Below are 17,604 nucleotides of genomic sequence, written 5' to 3' on the forward strand. Positions count from 1 at the left end.
CAAGACGATGAAAGAAGTATTGCAGATTAATGAGGCTGATAATGTCGCTGTTGCACTTAAAGACTATAAAGCAGGCGACACCATTGTGATTGGTTCAAAAGAGATTAAAATTACTGAAGATATCGCTAGAGGCCATAAAATTGCACTGTCCAGCATTAGCGAAGGTGAAAACGTATTGAAATATGGTTACCCCATTGGTCATGCTATAGCGTCTATCGCGCCGGGGCAGTGGGTGCATACCCATAACACTAAGACAAACCTAACAGGGGTAGAGGAATATACCTTTGAGCAGAAGCTGACGCCGAATCCTTTTGCAGCGGAGAATTTGACCTTTAAGGGGTATCGCCGCTTTGATGGATCTGTAGGTATCCGCAATGAGCTGTGGATCGTCCCTACTGTTGGTTGTGTGAATGGAGTGGCGGAGCAGATCATCAATATTTTCAAAGCAGAGGTTGGGGATATCGCACCTTTCGATAACGTGCTCGTGCTTAAGCATAACTACGGTTGCTCCCAGCTGGGCGATGATCATGACAATACACGTACGATACTGGCTAACGCGGTTAAACACCCGAATGCGGGCGGCGTGCTTGTGCTCGGATTGGGCTGTGAGAATAACAATTTGCATATTTTTAAAGATATGCTTGGCAGTTATGATGAGGATCGTGTGCGTTTCCTTGTCTCCCAGGAGGTTGGGAATGAGATTGAAGAAGGCGTGAAGCTGCTGAAGGAAATCTATAATAATGTCCAAGGCGATCAAAGGGAAGAGGTATCACTCTCTGAGCTGAAAATCGGTCTGAAATGTGGAGGCTCCGACGGGTTATCCGGTATTACTGCGAATCCGCTCCTTGGACGTCTGTCTGATTATATGGCTGCTCAAGGCGGGACCACTGTACTGACTGAAGTACCTGAAATGTTCGGTGCCGAAAAAATTCTAATGGAACGTGCTGCGGACGAAAATATTTTCCACAAAATTGTCGATCTCATTAATGACTTTAAGCAGTATTTTATGGACTATAAACAGCCGGTATATGAAAATCCTTCTCCAGGGAATAAAGCCGGAGGGATTACTACGCTTGAGGATAAATCATTGGGTTGTACTCAAAAATCCGGGAACGCTACAGTGATGGATGTACTCAAGTATGGAGAGCTTATCACTAACAAAGGCTTAAATCTCCTTAACGCACCTGGCAATGATCTAGTGGCTTCCTCTGCACTGGCTGCTGCTGGCTGCCAATTGGTGATCTTTACGACCGGGCGGGGAACACCATTTGGTACATTCGTGCCAACGATGAAGGTATCTACCAATACCCCATTGTATGAAGGCAAACGTCACTGGATCGATTTTAATGCAGGTGTATTGGTGGAAGATGGTTCTCCAGATGAGGTCCTGCGCAGCTTCATAAACTATATTATTTCGGTGGCCAGCGGTGAATGGGTTAATAATGAAAAGAATAATTTCCGTGAGATCTCCATATTCAAAACAGGAGTAACGCTATAATAAATAATTAATTAATGACAGATCAGGCTGTCTCTTATGCTTTTTAAGCGTAGGGGACAGTTTTTTTTAGGTTCAAAGCATACATAATTCGTCTTTAAAAGAACGATAATTGCATTCTTGGAAATTAGTGATTGCAATCACAATGGTCCTGTACGGCCTGTGCTAATCTTTTATTGAGAATAGTTCTCACATAAAGGAGAAGAGTCAAATGGAAAAAGTGCTGAGTTTGGATGAATCTATATTCGAGATGGTATCACGGCATCCGGAGGTCATCGAGATTATGGTAGAGCTGGGCTTTAAGGATATTGCCAAGCCTGGCATGCTGCAGACCGCTGGCCGTTTCATGACCTTATCCAAAGGAATTAAGCTGAAGAAAATGGATCTCGAGCACGTGAAGCTAACTTTTGAACGTCATGGTTTCGAGATTATTTAATAAAGGAGTGTTAATATGAGCGAACTAATTAACAACCGTGAAGTTGATGTGCCGGAACAGACTCGTCGCCAGGCTATGCTTAAGGAAATTATTAAAGAGCTGCATGCAGGCAAAAGTGTAGAAGAGGTTAAGGCGCGGTTCGCCGAAGCTGTGGGTGATGTTACCGTAGCGGAGATTTCCGCGATGGAGCATTCATTAATGACCGAAGAAGGAATTTCGGTATCCGAGGTCCAACGTCTTTGTTCGGTGCATACAGCCATCTTTAAAGGCTCTATTGAGCAGATTCACCGCTCGTCTAAGCCCGAGGAGCAGCCAGGCCATCCAGTACACACCTTCAAATTGGAGAATCGTGAGATCGAAAGACTTGTTAACTTCCGCATGGATCTGCACGCAACAAAGTTTCAAAAGAACGATAGTGAGGAATTGATCTTCAAGTTGTTGGAGGATCTTAGCTTGCTGCTGGATCTTGATAAGCACTATAGCCGAAAAGAAAATCTGCTGTTCCCATACCTCGAAAAATACGGCATTTATGGCCCAACCAAGGTAATGTGGGGAGTGGATGATAATATCCGCCGTATGATTAAAGAGGCAAAAGCAGTGCTCAGCACTTATAGCGGAAACGCAGCAGAAATAGGCGTTCAGCTTGAGGAGATCATCAAGGAAGTTAATGAAATGATCTTTAAGGAGGAAAATATTCTACTGCCCATGGCCCTGGACAAACTGACGGAAGATGAATGGGTCAAAATCGCCCGGGAGAGCGATGAGATCGGGTTCTGCCTAACCGCACCAGAGCAGGAGTGGATCCCTGAGCGGGCTGCAGATCCGGAAGGCGCAGTGCCGGAAGAAACAGAAGGAGCGACGCCGCAAGGCGGGTTCATCCGTTTTGAGACAGGGTTGTTGTCACTGCATCAGCTCGAGACCGTACTCAACCATCTGCCTGTAGATCTAACCTTCATTGATGAGAATGATGTCGTTCGATATTTTTCACACGGGAAGGAACGTATCTTTGCTCGAACTAAAGCGGTTATCGGCCGTACAGTACAGAACTGTCATCCCCCGCAAAGTGTTCATGTGGTAGAGAAGCTTTTGGAAGACTTTAAGGCAGGTCGTAAGGATGCTGAAGACTTCTGGATCAACATCAAGGATAAGTTTATCTACATCCGTTACTTCGCTGTACGAGACGAGTCAGGCCAATATATGGGCACGCTAGAGTTCACACAGAATATCGCTCCAATCCGAGCACTAGAGGGACAAAAGCGCATTTTATCAGAATAAATCGGTACGTTGGGTTATTTTCCAGATAATAATATAGGTACAAGACTCTCTTACTTAGGTGTAAGGGGGTCTTTTTAGAATATAATAGAGTATACTCTTAAAATAAGGAATTCCCGGGTGTGTTGTCTTTCCTTGACCACAGAGAGGGCTTCTATTATAGTTGGTACTTAGGATTAACTATTTTAGTATAAAAAAAGGTGGCTTGTTACATGTCTGAGAATATCTACGTTGGCGTGGATTTGGGTGGAACTGCAATTAAGGTTGGAATCTGTAATGCTGAAGGTACCCTGCTACATACTTATGAGGGACCTACAGGAACTGCAGAGGGTGTCGATACTGTTATCGATAATATCGAGAAGTATGTACGCCAAATTGTGGAGGATTCCCCGTACTCTTGGGATCAGCTTGCAGGTGTAGGAGCGGGTGTAGCCGGGTTCACAAATATTCGTGAAGGAATCATCATCCTTGCGCCTAACATAGGATTTAGAGATGTGCCGATCCGTTCCATTTTGGAAGATCGTTGGAACAAGCCTGTCAAAATAGACAATGATGCGAATGTGGCTGCACTGGGGGAAGCTTGGAGTGGTGCGGGACGTGGCGTTGATAACTGTGTCTGCTATACGCTTGGAACAGGTGTCGGTGGCGGAATCATTATTAATGGAAAGATTTATCAAGGTTTTGCGGGACTAGCTGGTGAGCTTGGACATATCACAGTAGTGCCGGATCTGGAAGCTATTCAATGCGGCTGTGGCAACATGGGCTGTCTGGAAACCGTTTCCTCCGCTACAGGTATTATCCGCATGGCTAATGATGCAGTAGCTCGTGGCGATCGTACTTCCCTCTCTATGGTAGAGAAGATTGCTGCGAAAGAAGTTTTTGATGCGGCTAAGGCTGGCGATGAAGTAGCTATCCGTATAGTGAATCGTGCAGCGTACTATCTGGGTAAATCCATGGCTTCTGTGGCGGCTGTGCTTAACCCTGAAGTATTTATCGTTGGCGGCGGTGTGTCTAAGGCTGGAGATATTCTATTTGATGAGGTTCGTCGTGTGTTTGCGAAATTGACACCGGCTCCGCTTCAAACTGGTGTTTCGATTATTCCAGCTGAGCTTGGCAATGACGCAGGTATTGTTGGGGCTGCCGGCCTTTTGCTGCGTTCTTAAAAGACGGGAAGTATTCATATACTAAATCTAGGGAGGGGACGCTTTTATGACCGAATTGGACAATACCCCAACGGCTGGAGCCACCCTGATTATTATTACGGGAATGTCAGGTGCGGGGAAGACAATTGCTGTACAGAGTCTGGAAGACCTAGGGTTCTTCTGTGTCGATAATTTACCACCGGTGCTGATTCCCAAGTTCGCAGAGCTAATTGAACAGTCGAAGGGTAAGATTGCCAAGGTAGCCCTTGTAATTGACCTGCGTGGTCGAGAATTCTTCACTGCTTTGTCTGAGTCTCTTGCCTATATCAAGGATGAGTCAACCATTGGCTGTGAGATCTTGTTTTTGGATGCTACAGATTCAGTACTTGTTCAGCGTTACAAGGAAAGTCGACGTCATCATCCATTAGCACCTAAGGGGCTGCCGCTTGATGGTATCAAGCTAGAACGTAAGATGCTTGAAGAATTGAAAAATTCAGCTACGTTATGTTTAGATACCAGCAGTATGAAGCCTGTGCAGCTTAAGGAGAAGATCATTTCACGGTTTTCGCATCTAGGAAAAAGTACGCTTTCCGTCAATATTACATCCTTCGGATTTAAGTACGGTATTCCTATTGATGCAGATCTTGTCTTCGATGTCCGCTTCTTGCCTAACCCACATTATGTGGACCATCTGCGGCCTAAAACCGGCCAGGATAGTGAAGTCTACGATTATGTAATGAAGTGGCCTGAAACACAGGTGTTCCTGACCAAACTGCTCGATATGCTTCATTTTCTAATTCCGCAATATCGTAAGGAAGGTAAGTCCCAGATTATCATTGGCATTGGCTGTACGGGAGGTAAACACCGTTCCGTAGCCATATCCGAGTATTTGGGTAAAATGCTGGGCGTTAGCGAGACGGAATCCGTAACCGTTAGTCATAGGGATTCCGAGCGTGATCGGCACTAGAGAGAAGGGGTCATAGTGGCTGAAGAACAAAGACAGCGTCCACGTATCGTCGTTATGGGCGGTGGCACGGGGTTATCTGTCATGCTTCGTGGTTTAAAAGAGAAGCCATTAGATATTACTGCTATTGTTACCGTTGCCGATGATGGGGGAAGCTCTGGTATTTTACGCAGTGAACTGCAAATGCCTCCTCCTGGGGACATCCGCAACGTATTGACAGCTATGGCTGATGTTGAGCCGCTCATGGCAGAGATTATGAGATACCGTTTCAACACGGGTGAGGGACTAGCTGGTCATAGTCTCGGCAACTTGATTCTTGCTGCGCTCACGGATATATCCGGCGATTTCGTTACGGCTGTTCGGGAGCTCAGTAGATTATTCGCTGTTCGCGGCCGGGTATTGCCTGCGGCCGGTGAAGCTGTAATCCTGCATGCAGAAATGTCGGACGGCACGATTATCACAGGGGAGTCCAAAATCCCTGAAGCTGGCGGGATCATCAGACGAGTGTCTTTGGAGCCGCCAGATGTAGAACCGTTGCCCGAAGCGCTTGAGGCGATTCGGAATGCAGATGCGATCCTGCTGGGTCCTGGCAGTCTGTATACGAGCATTCTTCCCAACCTGCTTGTTCCGAAACTGGCAGAAGCGGTTGTATCTTCGAATGCTATCAAAATTTTCGTCTGCAACGTAATGACTCAGCCGGGTGAAACGGATAACTATACCGTCAGCGATCATCTTCAAGCTGTATATGATCATATCGGGATCGATTTATTCGATTATGTTATTGTTAATGACGGTGAGATTCCGGAACAGGTCCAGACGAAATACGCCGAGAAGGGCGCGCGCCCGGTGCAGCTTGATAAAGAAGCGCTGGATGGCAATGGATACAAGGTTATAGCCGATAAACTGGTTTTATTCCGAACTTATTTGAGACATGATACCGATAAGCTTAGCCATCACATTTATCAGCTTGTGCAGGATTGGATAAACAGAAACCCTAGGGTATAACTTATAGATGAGAATGAAGTACTTATCAAGAAAGAGGTGAGACCCTTGTCTTTTGCGGCCCTTACCAAAAAAGAGCTGACGATGGTGGAGAGTGAACCCTGCTGCGAGAAGGCGGAAATGTCAGCGCTTATCCGTATGAATGGATCTGTGCAGCTTTCAAGCAAAAAGGTTATTCTCGACATTTCGACGGAGAACGCCGCGATTGCAAGGCGGGTATATTCTTTACTTAAGAAATATTACCAGGTCCATATTGAGCTACTCGTGCGTAAAAAAATGCGTTTGAAGAAAAATAACGTCTATATCGTCAGAATTCCAAACCGTGTACAAGAGATCCTAAAGGATCTTAGAATTGTGTCGGAAGGATTTATTTTTACCGATGGTATTGATGATGAGATTGTTGGGAATAACTGCTGCAAGCGTGCTTATTTGCGTGGTGCCTTTCTGGCTGGCGGATCGGTTAATAATCCGGAAGGCTCCTCCTACCATTTGGAGATTTCCTCGATGTATGAGGAACATTGTAAAGCATTAGTGGATCTGGCTGGGGAATTCCACTTAAATGCACGCTGTATTGAACGTAAAAAAGGATTCATTCTTTACATTAAAGAAGGCGAGAAGATCATTGAATTCTTAAGTTTGATTGGAGCGCATCAGGCGTTGTTCAAATTTGAGGATGTAAGAATTATGCGCGATATGCGTAATTCCGTGAATCGGATCGTGAACTGCGAGACCGCAAATCTCAACAAAACAATAAGTGCTGCGGTGCGGCAGATTGAGAATATCAAGCTGTTGCAGCGAGAAATGGGACTGGAGAATTTGCCGGATAAACTGCGTGAAGTAGCAGAAATTCGAATGGCGCATCCAGATATCAACCTCAAGGAGGTTGGTGAAATGCTCAAAGGTACAGTCAGTAAGTCGGGAGTAAATCATCGGCTTCGTAAGATTGATGAGCTGGCGGACAAGGTTCGAGGCGGCTAATTACTTTTTTTCTAGTGTGGTTTACGTTATAATGATATAATAATATAAAATTAATGTGAAACTTTTGGGGAGAACTCAATTAGGGGGTAAGCGTTTCATGACAAAGCACCCGGTAGTTGTTCGGTTGAAGACAGGGCTTCATGCCCGACCGGCAGCATTGTTTGTGCAAGAAGCTAACAAGTTTTCGTCGGAGATTTTCGTGGAAAAAGATGATAAAAAAGTAAATGCTAAAAGTATTATGGGGATTATGAGCCTCGCTATCAGTTCCGGCACGGAGATTTACATTAGCGCGGACGGTGCGGATGCCGATCAAGCTGTAAACGCTTTGACAAGTCTGGTCAGCAAAGAAGAGCTTGAGAACCAATAATAGGAAGACAACATCGTTTCTGCTAGGAAGACTTTATTTATCGCATGACCAAAAGCCCTTCGGGGCTTTTTTTAATACCAAAAAATAGATTGAGACGTGCAACATTTACCAAAATGACTCGTCTAGAGGATAATAACAAATCACAAGAAATGAAAGGGGCTGGCAAATATGAAAGGTTTATTGAAGAAAATTGGTTCAGTGATGATCGTAGGGAGCTTGTTAATTGGAGGGATCAGCATGAGTGGTGTTTTCCAAGGTCCTGAAAAGGCTTACGCAGATGAAGTGCAGAAAAATGTCGTTAGTGTAGTAGGTAAAGGCGAATTGTCCCTCAAGCCGGATATCGTATACTTGACCATCGGTGTGGATACTACGGCCACAACTGCGCAAGAAGCGCAGAAGACCAATGCCGCTAAAATTCAGAAGATTATGACTTTACTAAAGAATACTTGGAAAATTGCAGATAAAGATATTCAAAGCACGCAGTTTTATGTGCAACCCAATTATAGTTACAGCGAAAAAGAAGGACAGCAAGTGAAGGGATACAACGCCAATCATACGCTGTTAGTGTCTTATAGAGATCTGACTAAGGTTGGTGAATTGCTGGACGCTGCATCTGCGGCAGGGGCGAATAATATCGGAAATGCACGTTTTTCTGTGGAAGATACTTCTGCATTTGAAGCTCAGGTGATTGAAAAAGCGATGGCGAATGCAGATGTTAAAGCAGGGGCTATTGCTAAGGCAGCTAAACGCAGCTTGGGTCAAGTGATCACGGTCAGCCAAAATGATGGCGATATCACTCCGGTTTATTTTGAACAGAATCTAAAAATGAATATGGCTGCAGCAGATGCTGGTGCAAGTACATCCGTGCAACCTGGTGTAGTTAAAGTTACAACTCAGCTAAGCGTAATGTATGAATTGAAATAGTATCAGAACAAGGTGAATGCAGAGAGGAGAGGTGATCTTCCACTAGTAATAGTGGGGGGCGCCTCTTTTTTTGTGTAAGTTCTCTACGATTCTGTTTAATAAATTGGAAAGGAGAGGAAAAATAAGATGATGAATATTATTTCAAAAGAATCAGTACGCAAATGGGGCATAGGTCTGATGTCGGCAGGTTTATTGTTTGGTGGAGGTCTGCTGCCCAGCGAAACGGGTTATGCAGCAGCTAGTAAAACGGAGAATAAAGCTATTGATTCGCGTATCGTTTTAAAGGCAAACGGGATAAATTCGTTACAGGAAGGTATTTTGAAGGAAGGACAGGCCTGGATTCCCATAACTTTTATGCGAGATGTGTTGGGATTACCGCTTGCGTATGATAAGAAGGAAAATGCATACATGATTGGAAAAGGATCGGCCAAGGCGAAGTTGATGTTATCCAGTTACGGTACTTCTGTGTGGGTGAATAACTATTTCATTCGAGAGTATGAAGGGAAGTTAATTAATAATCGCCTCTACGTTCCATCAGGTTTGTTAAATGATTATATGGGTTATAAGGTAGATTGGAGTCGGGCCGCCAGTAAGCTGAATGTGGTGAACAGACCGCAGAACGCGCTGACGGTAACCACGGAAACTTATGCTAAAGATCGGACAGAAGCTTTTATTCAGCTTGATTATCCGAAGATCAGTGGATTGGGCAATTCCAGTGCGCAACAAGCTATTAATAATACTTTGAAGGAAAGTGTTATGAAATTCGCGGCGGGTGCAGAACAGGATATCTCCGATCGAGATGGAGCAGAGCCCAAATACACCTATGATTCAGGTTATGTAGTGACCTACAATCAGAATGGTGTGATCAGCATAGTGATGCATCAGTATAGTGATACGGGCGGCGCTCATGGAATGACTAACCGTGAGGCATTCACCTTCTCGCTTAAAGATGGTAAACGTCTATTGTTGGGCGACCTGTTTGGAGCTAATCCAAACTACAAAAAACAGCTGAATGCTAAGTTGAGCAAGCTGCTGAAGGCAGAGGATAGTTATTTGGGAGGATTCAACGGATTGAATACGGAGAAATATTTCTATCTGAAGGATGACAAGGTTGTTCTGTTCTTCCAATTATATGAGTACACAGCGTATGCTGCAGGCTTCCCTGAGTATACCTTTAGTTTCAAAGAGCTTTTGTCGGATGGCAGTAGCCCGTTTGCTGGCATGAAATAAATGGAGATACCTCGTCTCCGCTAATGTCAGCACAAGGCATCTCCCCCTTACCGGAGTTGTCTCTAGTTCATATGCTAAAGGGAGTAACTAGTTTATGAACGGGGGAGAGCTATGGGCTACCAATATACTGCAATTGGCGATTCCTTGACGACTGGATTTGGTGCTCTGCCAGGTAACGGTTTTGTTCCGGTGTACCGTAGAATGGCAGAAGGGAGACTGCGGACTACTGTAGCCTCTACGAATTTAGGCGTGAACGGAATGACTACTTCAGAGCTGGAGCAGCGGCTGCGCGGAAATTCCATGATGCGTGAGGCCGTTCGAGAAGCCGATATCATCACTGTGTCTATCGGTGGTAATGATTTGATTCACGCGGCCAAATCAGCAGCAAGACAGCAAGGGGACTTATCCGCACAACTGCGCAGATCGCTTCAGGAATGCAAACAAAATTTCTCTGCAATTATGAATATCCTTATACAATTGAAGGCGAGGACGCGTAGACCTTTTATCATTAGAATTGTGGGATTATATAATCCCTATCCTCAGGTGGTTGGTGCGACAGAATGGGTCAGACAGTTTAATCAATACGCAGCACAGTACAGCAGCCTAGTATGTGGATTTGCTTCGATTTACAGTGAGTTCGCAGGAAATGAGAGAGGGCTGTTATCCATTGATCATTTGCATCCGAATGGCCGGGGTTATCGCGTAATTGCCGAGAAGCTGGATGCACTAGGTTATGGAGGGCTGAATTGATTGGATTTAGGTCTTCTATAAAATATAAAGAGGCTGTGCCCTATCCGTTATGGTTAGGGCACAGCCTCTTTATATTTTTACTTTATAGCTTACACACCGCTAGGCAATGTCTTCTCGATTACTTTATCTACGATACCGTATTCAGCCGCGTCTGCAGCAGTCATGAAGTAGTCGCGATCTGTATCCTTCTCAATACGTTCTAGAGGTTGACCCGTACGTTCTGCTAGAATACGGTTCAGCTTATCGCGCAATTTGAGGATGCGGCGGGCACGGATTTCAATGTCCGTTGCTTGACCTTGAGCACCACCCAGAGGCTGGTGGATCATGATCTCGCTGTTAGGCAGTGCGAAGCGTTTGCCTTTGGCGCCAGCGTTTAGCAGGAAAGCTCCCATGGAAGCTGCCATACCCACACAGATGGTGGAAACGTCTGGTTTAATGTACTGCATTGTATCAAAAATAGCCATACCTGCAGTAATGGAACCGCCTGGGCTATTCACGTAAAGGTGAATGTCCTTGTCAGGATCTTCGGCAGCCAAGAACAGCATTTGTGCGATGATAGAATTGGCTACCACGTCATTAACCTCCGTTCCAAGGAAAATGATGCGGTCCTTCAGCAGGCGGGAATAGATGTCATAAGCGCGCTCGCCGCGGTTGCTCTGTTCTACTACCATAGGAATATAACTCACGTGGAAAACCTCCTTGATATTGGTTCTTCAAATGTATTCATTTTTACTCTTGCCGTATTACCCACATGATAAACAAATTCAAACAAAAAGTCAAAGAAAGTCAAACTTATATTCAAAAAAAAGAGCCGACAAGCGGCTCTTTGGTTAAGTAGTAGTATAGGCACTACTAAATTATGTGCAAAAATGAAATTAATGGCGCGCCCGCCAAGAATCGAACTTGGATCTCAGGCTTCGGAGGCCTACGTCATATCCATTGGACCACGGGCGCAACAAAAATGATTATAATACAATTTTTACACAATTGCAATGTAATATTAATACTGGACAAGCGCTCTAGGGGCAGGCATCGGGCGCTATATCTTTTTCTGACCTTATTAATGTATAAGAAGACAAGTGCTTGAGAATTCTACTCTCGGAAGACTTGCGCTTCGAGCAATATTTGGTTAGAATATGGGTGGGACTTAAAAAGTTTACCCGGGACGTTTTGAGACCATGAACAAGGGAATAGAGGAAGACGAAGTTGCAGGAGTGAAAGTATGCGTAATTTATTAGATATCCAAAAGCAGCTTCTGCCTGATCTCATGGAAACCCTTAAGAGACGGTACACGATTCTTCATCAGATCATGCTGTCCGATATTATTGGGCGCAGAACGCTAGCCGCTTCGCTAGATATGACTGAGCGGGTACTGCGTGCCGAGACGGATCTTCTGAAATCGCAAGGGCTTATTGAGATCGAGAGTGTTGGCATGCGCATTAGCGCTGCTGGACGTAGACTGCTTGATTTGCTAGAGCCGGTTGTTAAGAGCCTATTTGGTCTGGATGAGCTGGAAGAGAAAATTCGAGCAACGTATGGTCTGGATAAAGTTATTGTAGTACCGGGTGATTGTGAGTCATCGCCGTTCACCAAACGAGAGCTTGGCCGGGCGGGTGCGAAAGCGCTGCTGAGTATACTTCGCGCAGATGATACAGTTGCCGTCACAGGTGGATCGACGCTTGCCGATATGGCTGATCAACTGACACCGCCGTTGTCCCTTTCCTATAAGAACGCTTGGTTTGTTCCGGCGCGTGGAGGATTAGGAGAGAGTATGGAGATTCAAGCCAACACGATTGCCTCAACAATGGCAAAGCGGGTTGGAGCCAACTACCGGTTGTTGCATGTCCCTGATTTGCTTAGTGGGGATGCATACCAATCGCTGGCACTTGACTCTAATATTGGAGAGATTGTACAAACCATCCGCAGTTCGCGTATTATTGTACATGGGATTGGGGATGCCATTGAAATGACCCGCCGCCGCAAACTGGACGAGGCTACAGTCTCGGAAATCCAGGGTGAAGGGGCAGTGGCCGAATCTTTTGGCTATTATTTCAATGAAGAGGGTCAGGTTGTCCATACCATGCTTACGATGGGTCTACGTCTAGAAGATATTATTCGGACAGAGAAAGTCATCGGTATTGCAGGAGGCAAACCCAAGGCCAAAGCCATTCATGCCATGCTGCGTTTCGGGCAGGAGAATATTCTCGTCACGGACGAGGCTGCCGCAGTAGAAATAGGCAAGGAAATTGACAATCAACTACAGCTATCTTCGTAGTTTTTAGATTGCAGGCAATAACATACTTCTTGCATCATACTTAACATTGTTGTCATGACAGACCTCACCGTCTGTTTTGAATAAATAAAACGAATTCTAGGAGGAACTATTCAATGAGTGTAAAAGTTGGAATTAACGGTTTTGGACGTATTGGACGCCTTGCTTTCCGCCGTATTCAAAATGTAGAAGGTATCGAAGTGGTAGCAATCAACGATTTGACTGACGCTAAGATGCTTGCTCATTTGCTTAAATATGATACAACTCAAGGTAAATTCCAAGGTGATGTTGAAGTGCATGATGGCTTCTTCAAAGTCAATGGTAAAGAAGTTAAGGTTCTTGCTAACCGCAACCCTGAAGAATTGCCATGGGGCGACCTAGGCGTTGATATCGTACTTGAGTGCACAGGTTTCTTCACAACTAAAGAAGCAGCTGAAAAACACTTGAAAGGTGGAGCTAAGAAAGTAGTTATCTCCGCTCCAGCTACTGGCGACATGAAAACTGTCGTTTACAACGTTAACGATGACATTCTTGATGGTACTGAGACTGTTATTTCCGGCGCATCTTGCACAACTAACTGCCTAGCTCCAATGGCAAAAGTACTGAACGACAAGTTCGGTATCGTTGAAGGCTTGATGACTACAATTCATGCTTACACTGGCGACCAAAACACTTTGGATGCTCCACATGCTAAAGGTGACTTCAGACGCGCTCGTGCAGCAGCTGAGAACATCATTCCTAACACTACTGGTGCTGCTAAAGCAATCGGTCTGGTTATTCCAGAACTTAAAGGTAAATTGGATGGTGCAGCTCAACGTGTTCCAGTTGCAACTGGTTCCCTGACTGAGCTTGTAACTGTTCTTGGTAAGAGCGTTACTGTTGAAGAAATCAACGCAGCAATGAAAGCAGCTTCCGATCCAGACACTTATGGTTACACTGAAGATGAAATCGTATCTTCTGACATCAAAGGTATGACTTTCGGATCCCTGTTCGATGCTACACAAACTAAAGTATTGACTGTTGGCGACAAACAACTGGTTAAAACTGTTGCTTGGTATGACAATGAAATGTCCTACACTGCACAATTGGTTCGTACTTTGGAGAAATTCGCTAAAATCGCTAAGTAATTGACTTGATATAAGCAACATCTATAGAGCGGAAACAGAAATTCCTTGTTTCCGCTCTTTCTAAATGTATTTCTTGTTTCCTGCTAGAAACAATTTTGGGTGTGGAGGAATTAATCATGAACAAAAAAAGCGTCCGTGATGTAGAAGTAAAGGGTAAGCGCGTATTTGTACGCGTGGATTTCAACGTACCTGTAGAAGACGGTAAAATTACTGATGATACTCGTATTCGCGAAACACTTCCAACCATTAAATATTTGATCGAGAACGGTGCAAAGATCATTCTTGCGAGTCATATGGGTCGTCCTAAAGGCGAATTCGTAGATTCCATGCGTTTGACTACTGCTGCTGAACGTCTGTCCGAGCTTCTTGGCAAACCAGTAGCTAAAGCTGACGAAGCAATTGGCGAAGCTGTAAAAGCAAAAATCGCTGAGCTAGGCGAAGGCGACGTACTTGTACTTGAGAATGTTCGCTTCTACCCAGGTGAAGAGAAAAACGATCCTGAACTGGCTAAACAATTCGCTGAACTGGCTGATTTGTTTGTTAATGATGCGTTTGGCGCGGCTCACCGTGCACATGCATCGACAGAAGGTATCGCTCATTTCCTGCCGGCTGTATCCGGTCTTTTGATGGAGAAAGAATTGTCCGTTCTTGGTAAAGCTCTTTCTAACCCAGAACGTCCTTTCACTGCGATCATCGGGGGTTCGAAAGTTAAAGACAAGATTGATGTTATTGATAACTTGTTGTCTTTGGCTGATAACGTCCTGATCGGCGGTGGATTGTCTTATACATTCACTAAAGCACAAGGCTTTGAAATCGGTAAATCACTAGTAGACAACGACAAACTTGACGTTGCTCTTGGATTCATCGAAAAAGCAAAAGCACTTGGTAAAAACTTCATGCTTCCTGTTGATGTTGTTGTTGCTGATAAATTTGGTGCTGACGCTAACACTAAGATCGTTGATTACAATGAAATCCCAGAAGGTTGGGAAGGACTTGATATCGGACCTAAGACTCGTGAACTTTATGCCGATATTATCAAGAACTCCAAGCTGGTTGTCTGGAATGGACCTATGGGCGTATTCGAAATCGATAAATTCGCTGAAGGTACACTTGCAGTAGCAAAAGCTTGTGCAACTACTGAAGGTTACACTGTTATTGGTGGCGGAGATTCCGCAGCAGCAGCAGAGAAATTCCACCTGGCTGATCAAATGGATCATATCTCCACTGGTGGCGGTGCATCCCTTGAGTTCATGGAAGGCAAGGCGCTTCCTGGCGTAGAAGCACTGAACGATAAGTAAGACCTAAGAAGGAGGCAACATAAGTCATGAGAACACCTATTATTGCAGGTAACTGGAAAATGTTCAAAACAGTTCCTGAAGCAGAAAGCTTTATTGCTGAAATTAAAGGCAAAGCAGAAGTAGAAGGCGTTGAGACTGTAATCTGCGCTCCATTTACTAACCTGCCTGCACTTGTAGCAGCTGCAAAAGGTACTAACATCAAGATTGGTGCACAAAACCTACACTTTGAAGATAACGGTGCTTACACAGGCGAGATCAGTGGTGTAATGCTAAGTGATCTTGGTGTGGACTATGTTATCATTGGCCACTCTGAGCGTCGTGCTTATTTTGGCGAAACGGATGAAATCGTGAATAAGAAAATGCATGCTGCATTCCGTCACGGAATTACTCCTATCGTATGTGTTGGCGAAAAGCTCGAAGAGCGTGAAGCTGATCAAACTAAAGCAGTATGTAAAGTACAAACTGAAGCTGCATTCCAAGGTCTTAGTGCCGAGCAAGCAGCAAAAGTTGTTATTGCATACGAACCTATCTGGGCTATTGGCACAGGTAAATCTTCCACTTCCCAAGATGCTAACGAAGTTATTGCTTACATCCGCAGTCTTGTAAAAGATCTGTATGATGCAGCAACAGCTGAAGCTGTTCGTATTCAATACGGCGGCAGCGTGAAGCCTGAGAATGTAACTGAGTACATGGGCCAAAGCGACATCGATGGTGCGCTTGTTGGCGGTGCCAGCTTACAACCGGATTCCTTCGTTCAATTGGTTGAGGGGGCGAAGTAAGATGTCAGCTCCAAAACCCGTAGCTTTGATCATCATGGATGGTTTTGGTTTGCGTGGAACGACAGAAGGTAATGCCGTTGCTCAAGCCAACAAACCTAACTATGACCGTTACCTGAAACAATATCCTAACACTACACTCACTGCTTGCGGTGAAGCTGTAGGCCTTCCGGAAGGGCAAATGGGCAATTCCGAAGTAGGGCATTTGAATATTGGTGCAGGCCGGATCGTTTATCAGGATTTGACTCGTATCGATAAATCGATCCGCGAGGGCGAGTTCTTCGATAACGAAACCCTGGTTAGTGCAGTGAGAAATGCTAAGAACACTGGCAAAAAGCTTCACCTATATGCGCTTGTATCCGACGGAGGGGTACATAGCCATATTAACCACCTGTTTGCTATGCTTGACCTGGCTAAAAAAGAAGATATGCATGAAGTGTATATCCATGCTTTTATGGACGGCCGTGACGTAGCTCCTGATAGTGGGAAGAAGTTTGTCCAAGATCTAGTAGCTAAAATCGAAGAGGTTGGCGTGGGTACAATTGCAACGGTGTCCGGACGTTATTACGCAATGGATCGTGATAAACGTTGGGAACGTGTAGAGAAAGCCTACCGTGCTATGGTTTATGGTGAAGGCCCTAAATACACGGATGCTGTGCAAGCCATCACTTCATCTTATGAAAACTCGGTATTTGATGAATTCGTTGAACCTAGTGTAATTGTAGACAGTGAAGGCAAACCTGTAACGGCAGTAGAGAGCGGCGATTCCGTCGTGTTCCTCAACTTCCGTCCTGACCGTGCTATTCAATTGTCACAAGTGTTCACGAATCAAGATTTCCGCGGTTTCGACCGTGGTCCTTTGTTCCCGCAAAACCTGCACTTCGTATGCCTAACTACTTTCAGCGAAACGGTACAAGGTTATGTAGCCTACTCACCGAAGAACCTGGATAACACATTGGGTGAAGTGCTTGTTCAACAAAACAAGAAGCAACTGCGCATCGCGGAAACTGAAAAATATCCGCATGTAACCTTCTTCTTCAGCGGTGGACGTGACGAGGAGCTTCCTGGGGAAACCCGGATCTTAATCAACTCTCCTAAAGTGGCAACCTATGATCTTCAACCTGAGATGAGCGCATACGAAGTGGCTGCAGCCTGCGTAGCGGAAATCGAAGCGGAAAGACAGGATGCTATCATTCTTAACTTTGCCAATCCTGATATGGTTGGACACTCCGGCATGCTGGAACCAACAATCAAGGCTGTAGAAGTGACGGATGAGTGTGTGGGTAAAGTAGTGGATGCGGTTGTTGCCAAAGGTGGCGTTGCAATTATTATCGCTGACCATGGTAATGCAGATATGGTATTTGACGAGAACGGTCGCCCGTTCACAGCTCATACAACCAATCCTGTTCCGTTCATCGTGACTACTGAGAATGTTGTATTGCGTGAATCCGGTATTCTTGCAGACGTAGCACCAACAATCCTAGATTTGATGGGACTTCCTCAACCTGCGGAAATGACCGGACAATCCATGATTGCTAGCCGTAAGTAAGGTAAGGTATAACGCCTTTGAT

At 45.0% G+C, this 17,604-nt stretch carries 17 protein-coding genes and 1 tRNA gene; 16 read left to right on the plus strand and 2 right to left on the minus strand.

What is annotated here, in order from left to right; all coding sequences use genetic code 11:
• The first annotated feature begins 7 nt into the window (after positions 1-7).
• From MHH86_RS00835 to MHH86_RS00885, 11 genes are all read left to right on the plus strand, one after another.
• Entirely contained in the window at positions 8-1,498 is a 1,491-nt protein-coding gene (locus MHH86_RS00835) for an altronate dehydratase family protein (RefSeq protein WP_036687136.1), read from the plus strand.
• A gap of 208 nt (positions 1,499-1,706) precedes the next feature.
• Positions 1,707-1,931, plus strand: coding sequence for a DUF1858 domain-containing protein (locus MHH86_RS00840; protein WP_036687092.1), 225 nt, complete (start codon positions 1,707-1,709; stop codon positions 1,929-1,931).
• A gap of 15 nt (positions 1,932-1,946) precedes the next feature.
• Positions 1,947-3,206, plus strand: a complete 1,260-nt coding sequence (locus MHH86_RS00845) for a DUF438 domain-containing protein (protein ID WP_076317017.1) — start codon at positions 1,947-1,949, stop codon at positions 3,204-3,206.
• Between the two features lie 209 nt (positions 3,207-3,415).
• Positions 3,416-4,366 carry an ROK family glucokinase gene (locus MHH86_RS00850; protein WP_036687097.1) on the plus strand — a complete coding sequence of 317 codons (951 nt, stop codon included), beginning with the start codon at positions 3,416-3,418 and terminating at the stop codon, positions 4,364-4,366.
• A 46-nt stretch (positions 4,367-4,412) separates the two neighbouring features.
• A complete protein-coding gene (gene rapZ, locus MHH86_RS00855; protein ID WP_036687099.1) occupies positions 4,413-5,312 on the plus strand; it encodes an RNase adapter RapZ in 900 nt (299 codons plus the stop codon).
• A gap of 54 nt (positions 5,313-5,366) precedes the next feature.
• Positions 5,367-6,314 (plus strand): YvcK family protein, encoded by a 948-nt coding sequence (locus MHH86_RS00860; protein ID WP_169744815.1) that lies wholly within the window; start codon positions 5,367-5,369, stop codon positions 6,312-6,314.
• A gap of 45 nt (positions 6,315-6,359) precedes the next feature.
• Positions 6,360-7,289, plus strand: a complete 930-nt coding sequence (gene whiA / locus MHH86_RS00865; RefSeq protein ID WP_036687104.1) for a DNA-binding protein WhiA — start codon at positions 6,360-6,362, stop codon at positions 7,287-7,289.
• A 97-nt stretch (positions 7,290-7,386) separates the two neighbouring features.
• Positions 7,387-7,656 (plus strand): HPr family phosphocarrier protein, encoded by a 270-nt coding sequence (locus MHH86_RS00870; protein WP_036687106.1) that lies wholly within the window; start codon positions 7,387-7,389, stop codon positions 7,654-7,656.
• A 168-nt stretch (positions 7,657-7,824) separates the two neighbouring features.
• Positions 7,825-8,580, plus strand: a complete 756-nt coding sequence (locus tag MHH86_RS00875; RefSeq protein ID WP_076147709.1) for an SIMPL domain-containing protein — start codon at positions 7,825-7,827, stop codon at positions 8,578-8,580.
• A 126-nt stretch (positions 8,581-8,706) separates the two neighbouring features.
• Positions 8,707-9,810, plus strand: coding sequence for a DUF4163 domain-containing protein (locus MHH86_RS00880; RefSeq protein WP_076224844.1), 1,104 nt, complete (start codon positions 8,707-8,709; stop codon positions 9,808-9,810).
• Between the two features lie 111 nt (positions 9,811-9,921).
• Entirely contained in the window at positions 9,922-10,560 is a 639-nt protein-coding gene (locus MHH86_RS00885; protein ID WP_076317018.1) for a GDSL-type esterase/lipase family protein, read from the plus strand.
• Between the two features lie 89 nt (positions 10,561-10,649).
• Here the strand turns inward: MHH86_RS00885 and clpP are convergent, their stop codons facing one another.
• Together clpP and MHH86_RS00895 are read right to left on the minus strand one after the other, a co-directional pair.
• Complete coding sequence (gene clpP, locus MHH86_RS00890) at positions 10,650-11,246, minus strand: ATP-dependent Clp endopeptidase proteolytic subunit ClpP (protein ID WP_036687113.1); 597 nt, start codon at positions 11,244-11,246, stop codon at positions 10,650-10,652.
• 193 nt (positions 11,247-11,439) lie between these two features.
• Positions 11,440-11,514, minus strand: a tRNA-Arg gene (locus MHH86_RS00895).
• A gap of 268 nt (positions 11,515-11,782) precedes the next feature.
• Here MHH86_RS00895 and MHH86_RS00900 point away from each other — a divergent pair.
• The 5 genes from MHH86_RS00900 to gpmI all read left to right on the plus strand — a co-directional run bounded on the left by MHH86_RS00900 (position 11,783) and on the right by gpmI (position 17,582).
• Positions 11,783-12,835: a sugar-binding domain-containing protein gene (locus MHH86_RS00900; RefSeq protein ID WP_036687118.1), complete on the plus strand. Its 1,053-nt coding sequence runs from the start codon at positions 11,783-11,785 to the stop codon at positions 12,833-12,835.
• A gap of 113 nt (positions 12,836-12,948) precedes the next feature.
• The gene (gene gap / locus MHH86_RS00905) at positions 12,949-13,959 is read left to right on the plus strand and encodes a type I glyceraldehyde-3-phosphate dehydrogenase (protein WP_076317019.1); all 1,011 of its coding nucleotides are present in this window, start codon (positions 12,949-12,951) and stop codon (positions 13,957-13,959) included.
• A 116-nt stretch (positions 13,960-14,075) separates the two neighbouring features.
• Positions 14,076-15,257 (plus strand): phosphoglycerate kinase, encoded by a 1,182-nt coding sequence (locus MHH86_RS00910; protein ID WP_036687122.1) that lies wholly within the window; start codon positions 14,076-14,078, stop codon positions 15,255-15,257.
• Positions 15,258-15,283: 26 nt separating this feature from the next.
• On the plus strand, positions 15,284-16,036 hold the full coding sequence (gene tpiA / locus MHH86_RS00915) for a triose-phosphate isomerase (RefSeq protein ID WP_036687124.1): 753 nt from the start codon (positions 15,284-15,286) through the stop codon (positions 16,034-16,036).
• A gap of 1 nt (position 16,037) precedes the next feature.
• Complete coding sequence (gpmI, locus tag MHH86_RS00920) at positions 16,038-17,582, plus strand: 2,3-bisphosphoglycerate-independent phosphoglycerate mutase (RefSeq protein WP_036687125.1); 1,545 nt, start codon at positions 16,038-16,040, stop codon at positions 17,580-17,582.
• The last annotated feature ends 22 nt before the right edge of the window (positions 17,583-17,604 follow it).

Origin of the sequence: Paenibacillus sp. FSL F4-0097, from assembly GCF_038593125.1 — a bacterium.
GTDB classification, from domain to species: Bacteria; Bacillota; Bacilli; order Paenibacillales; family Paenibacillaceae; genus Paenibacillus_AQ; species Paenibacillus_AQ odorifer.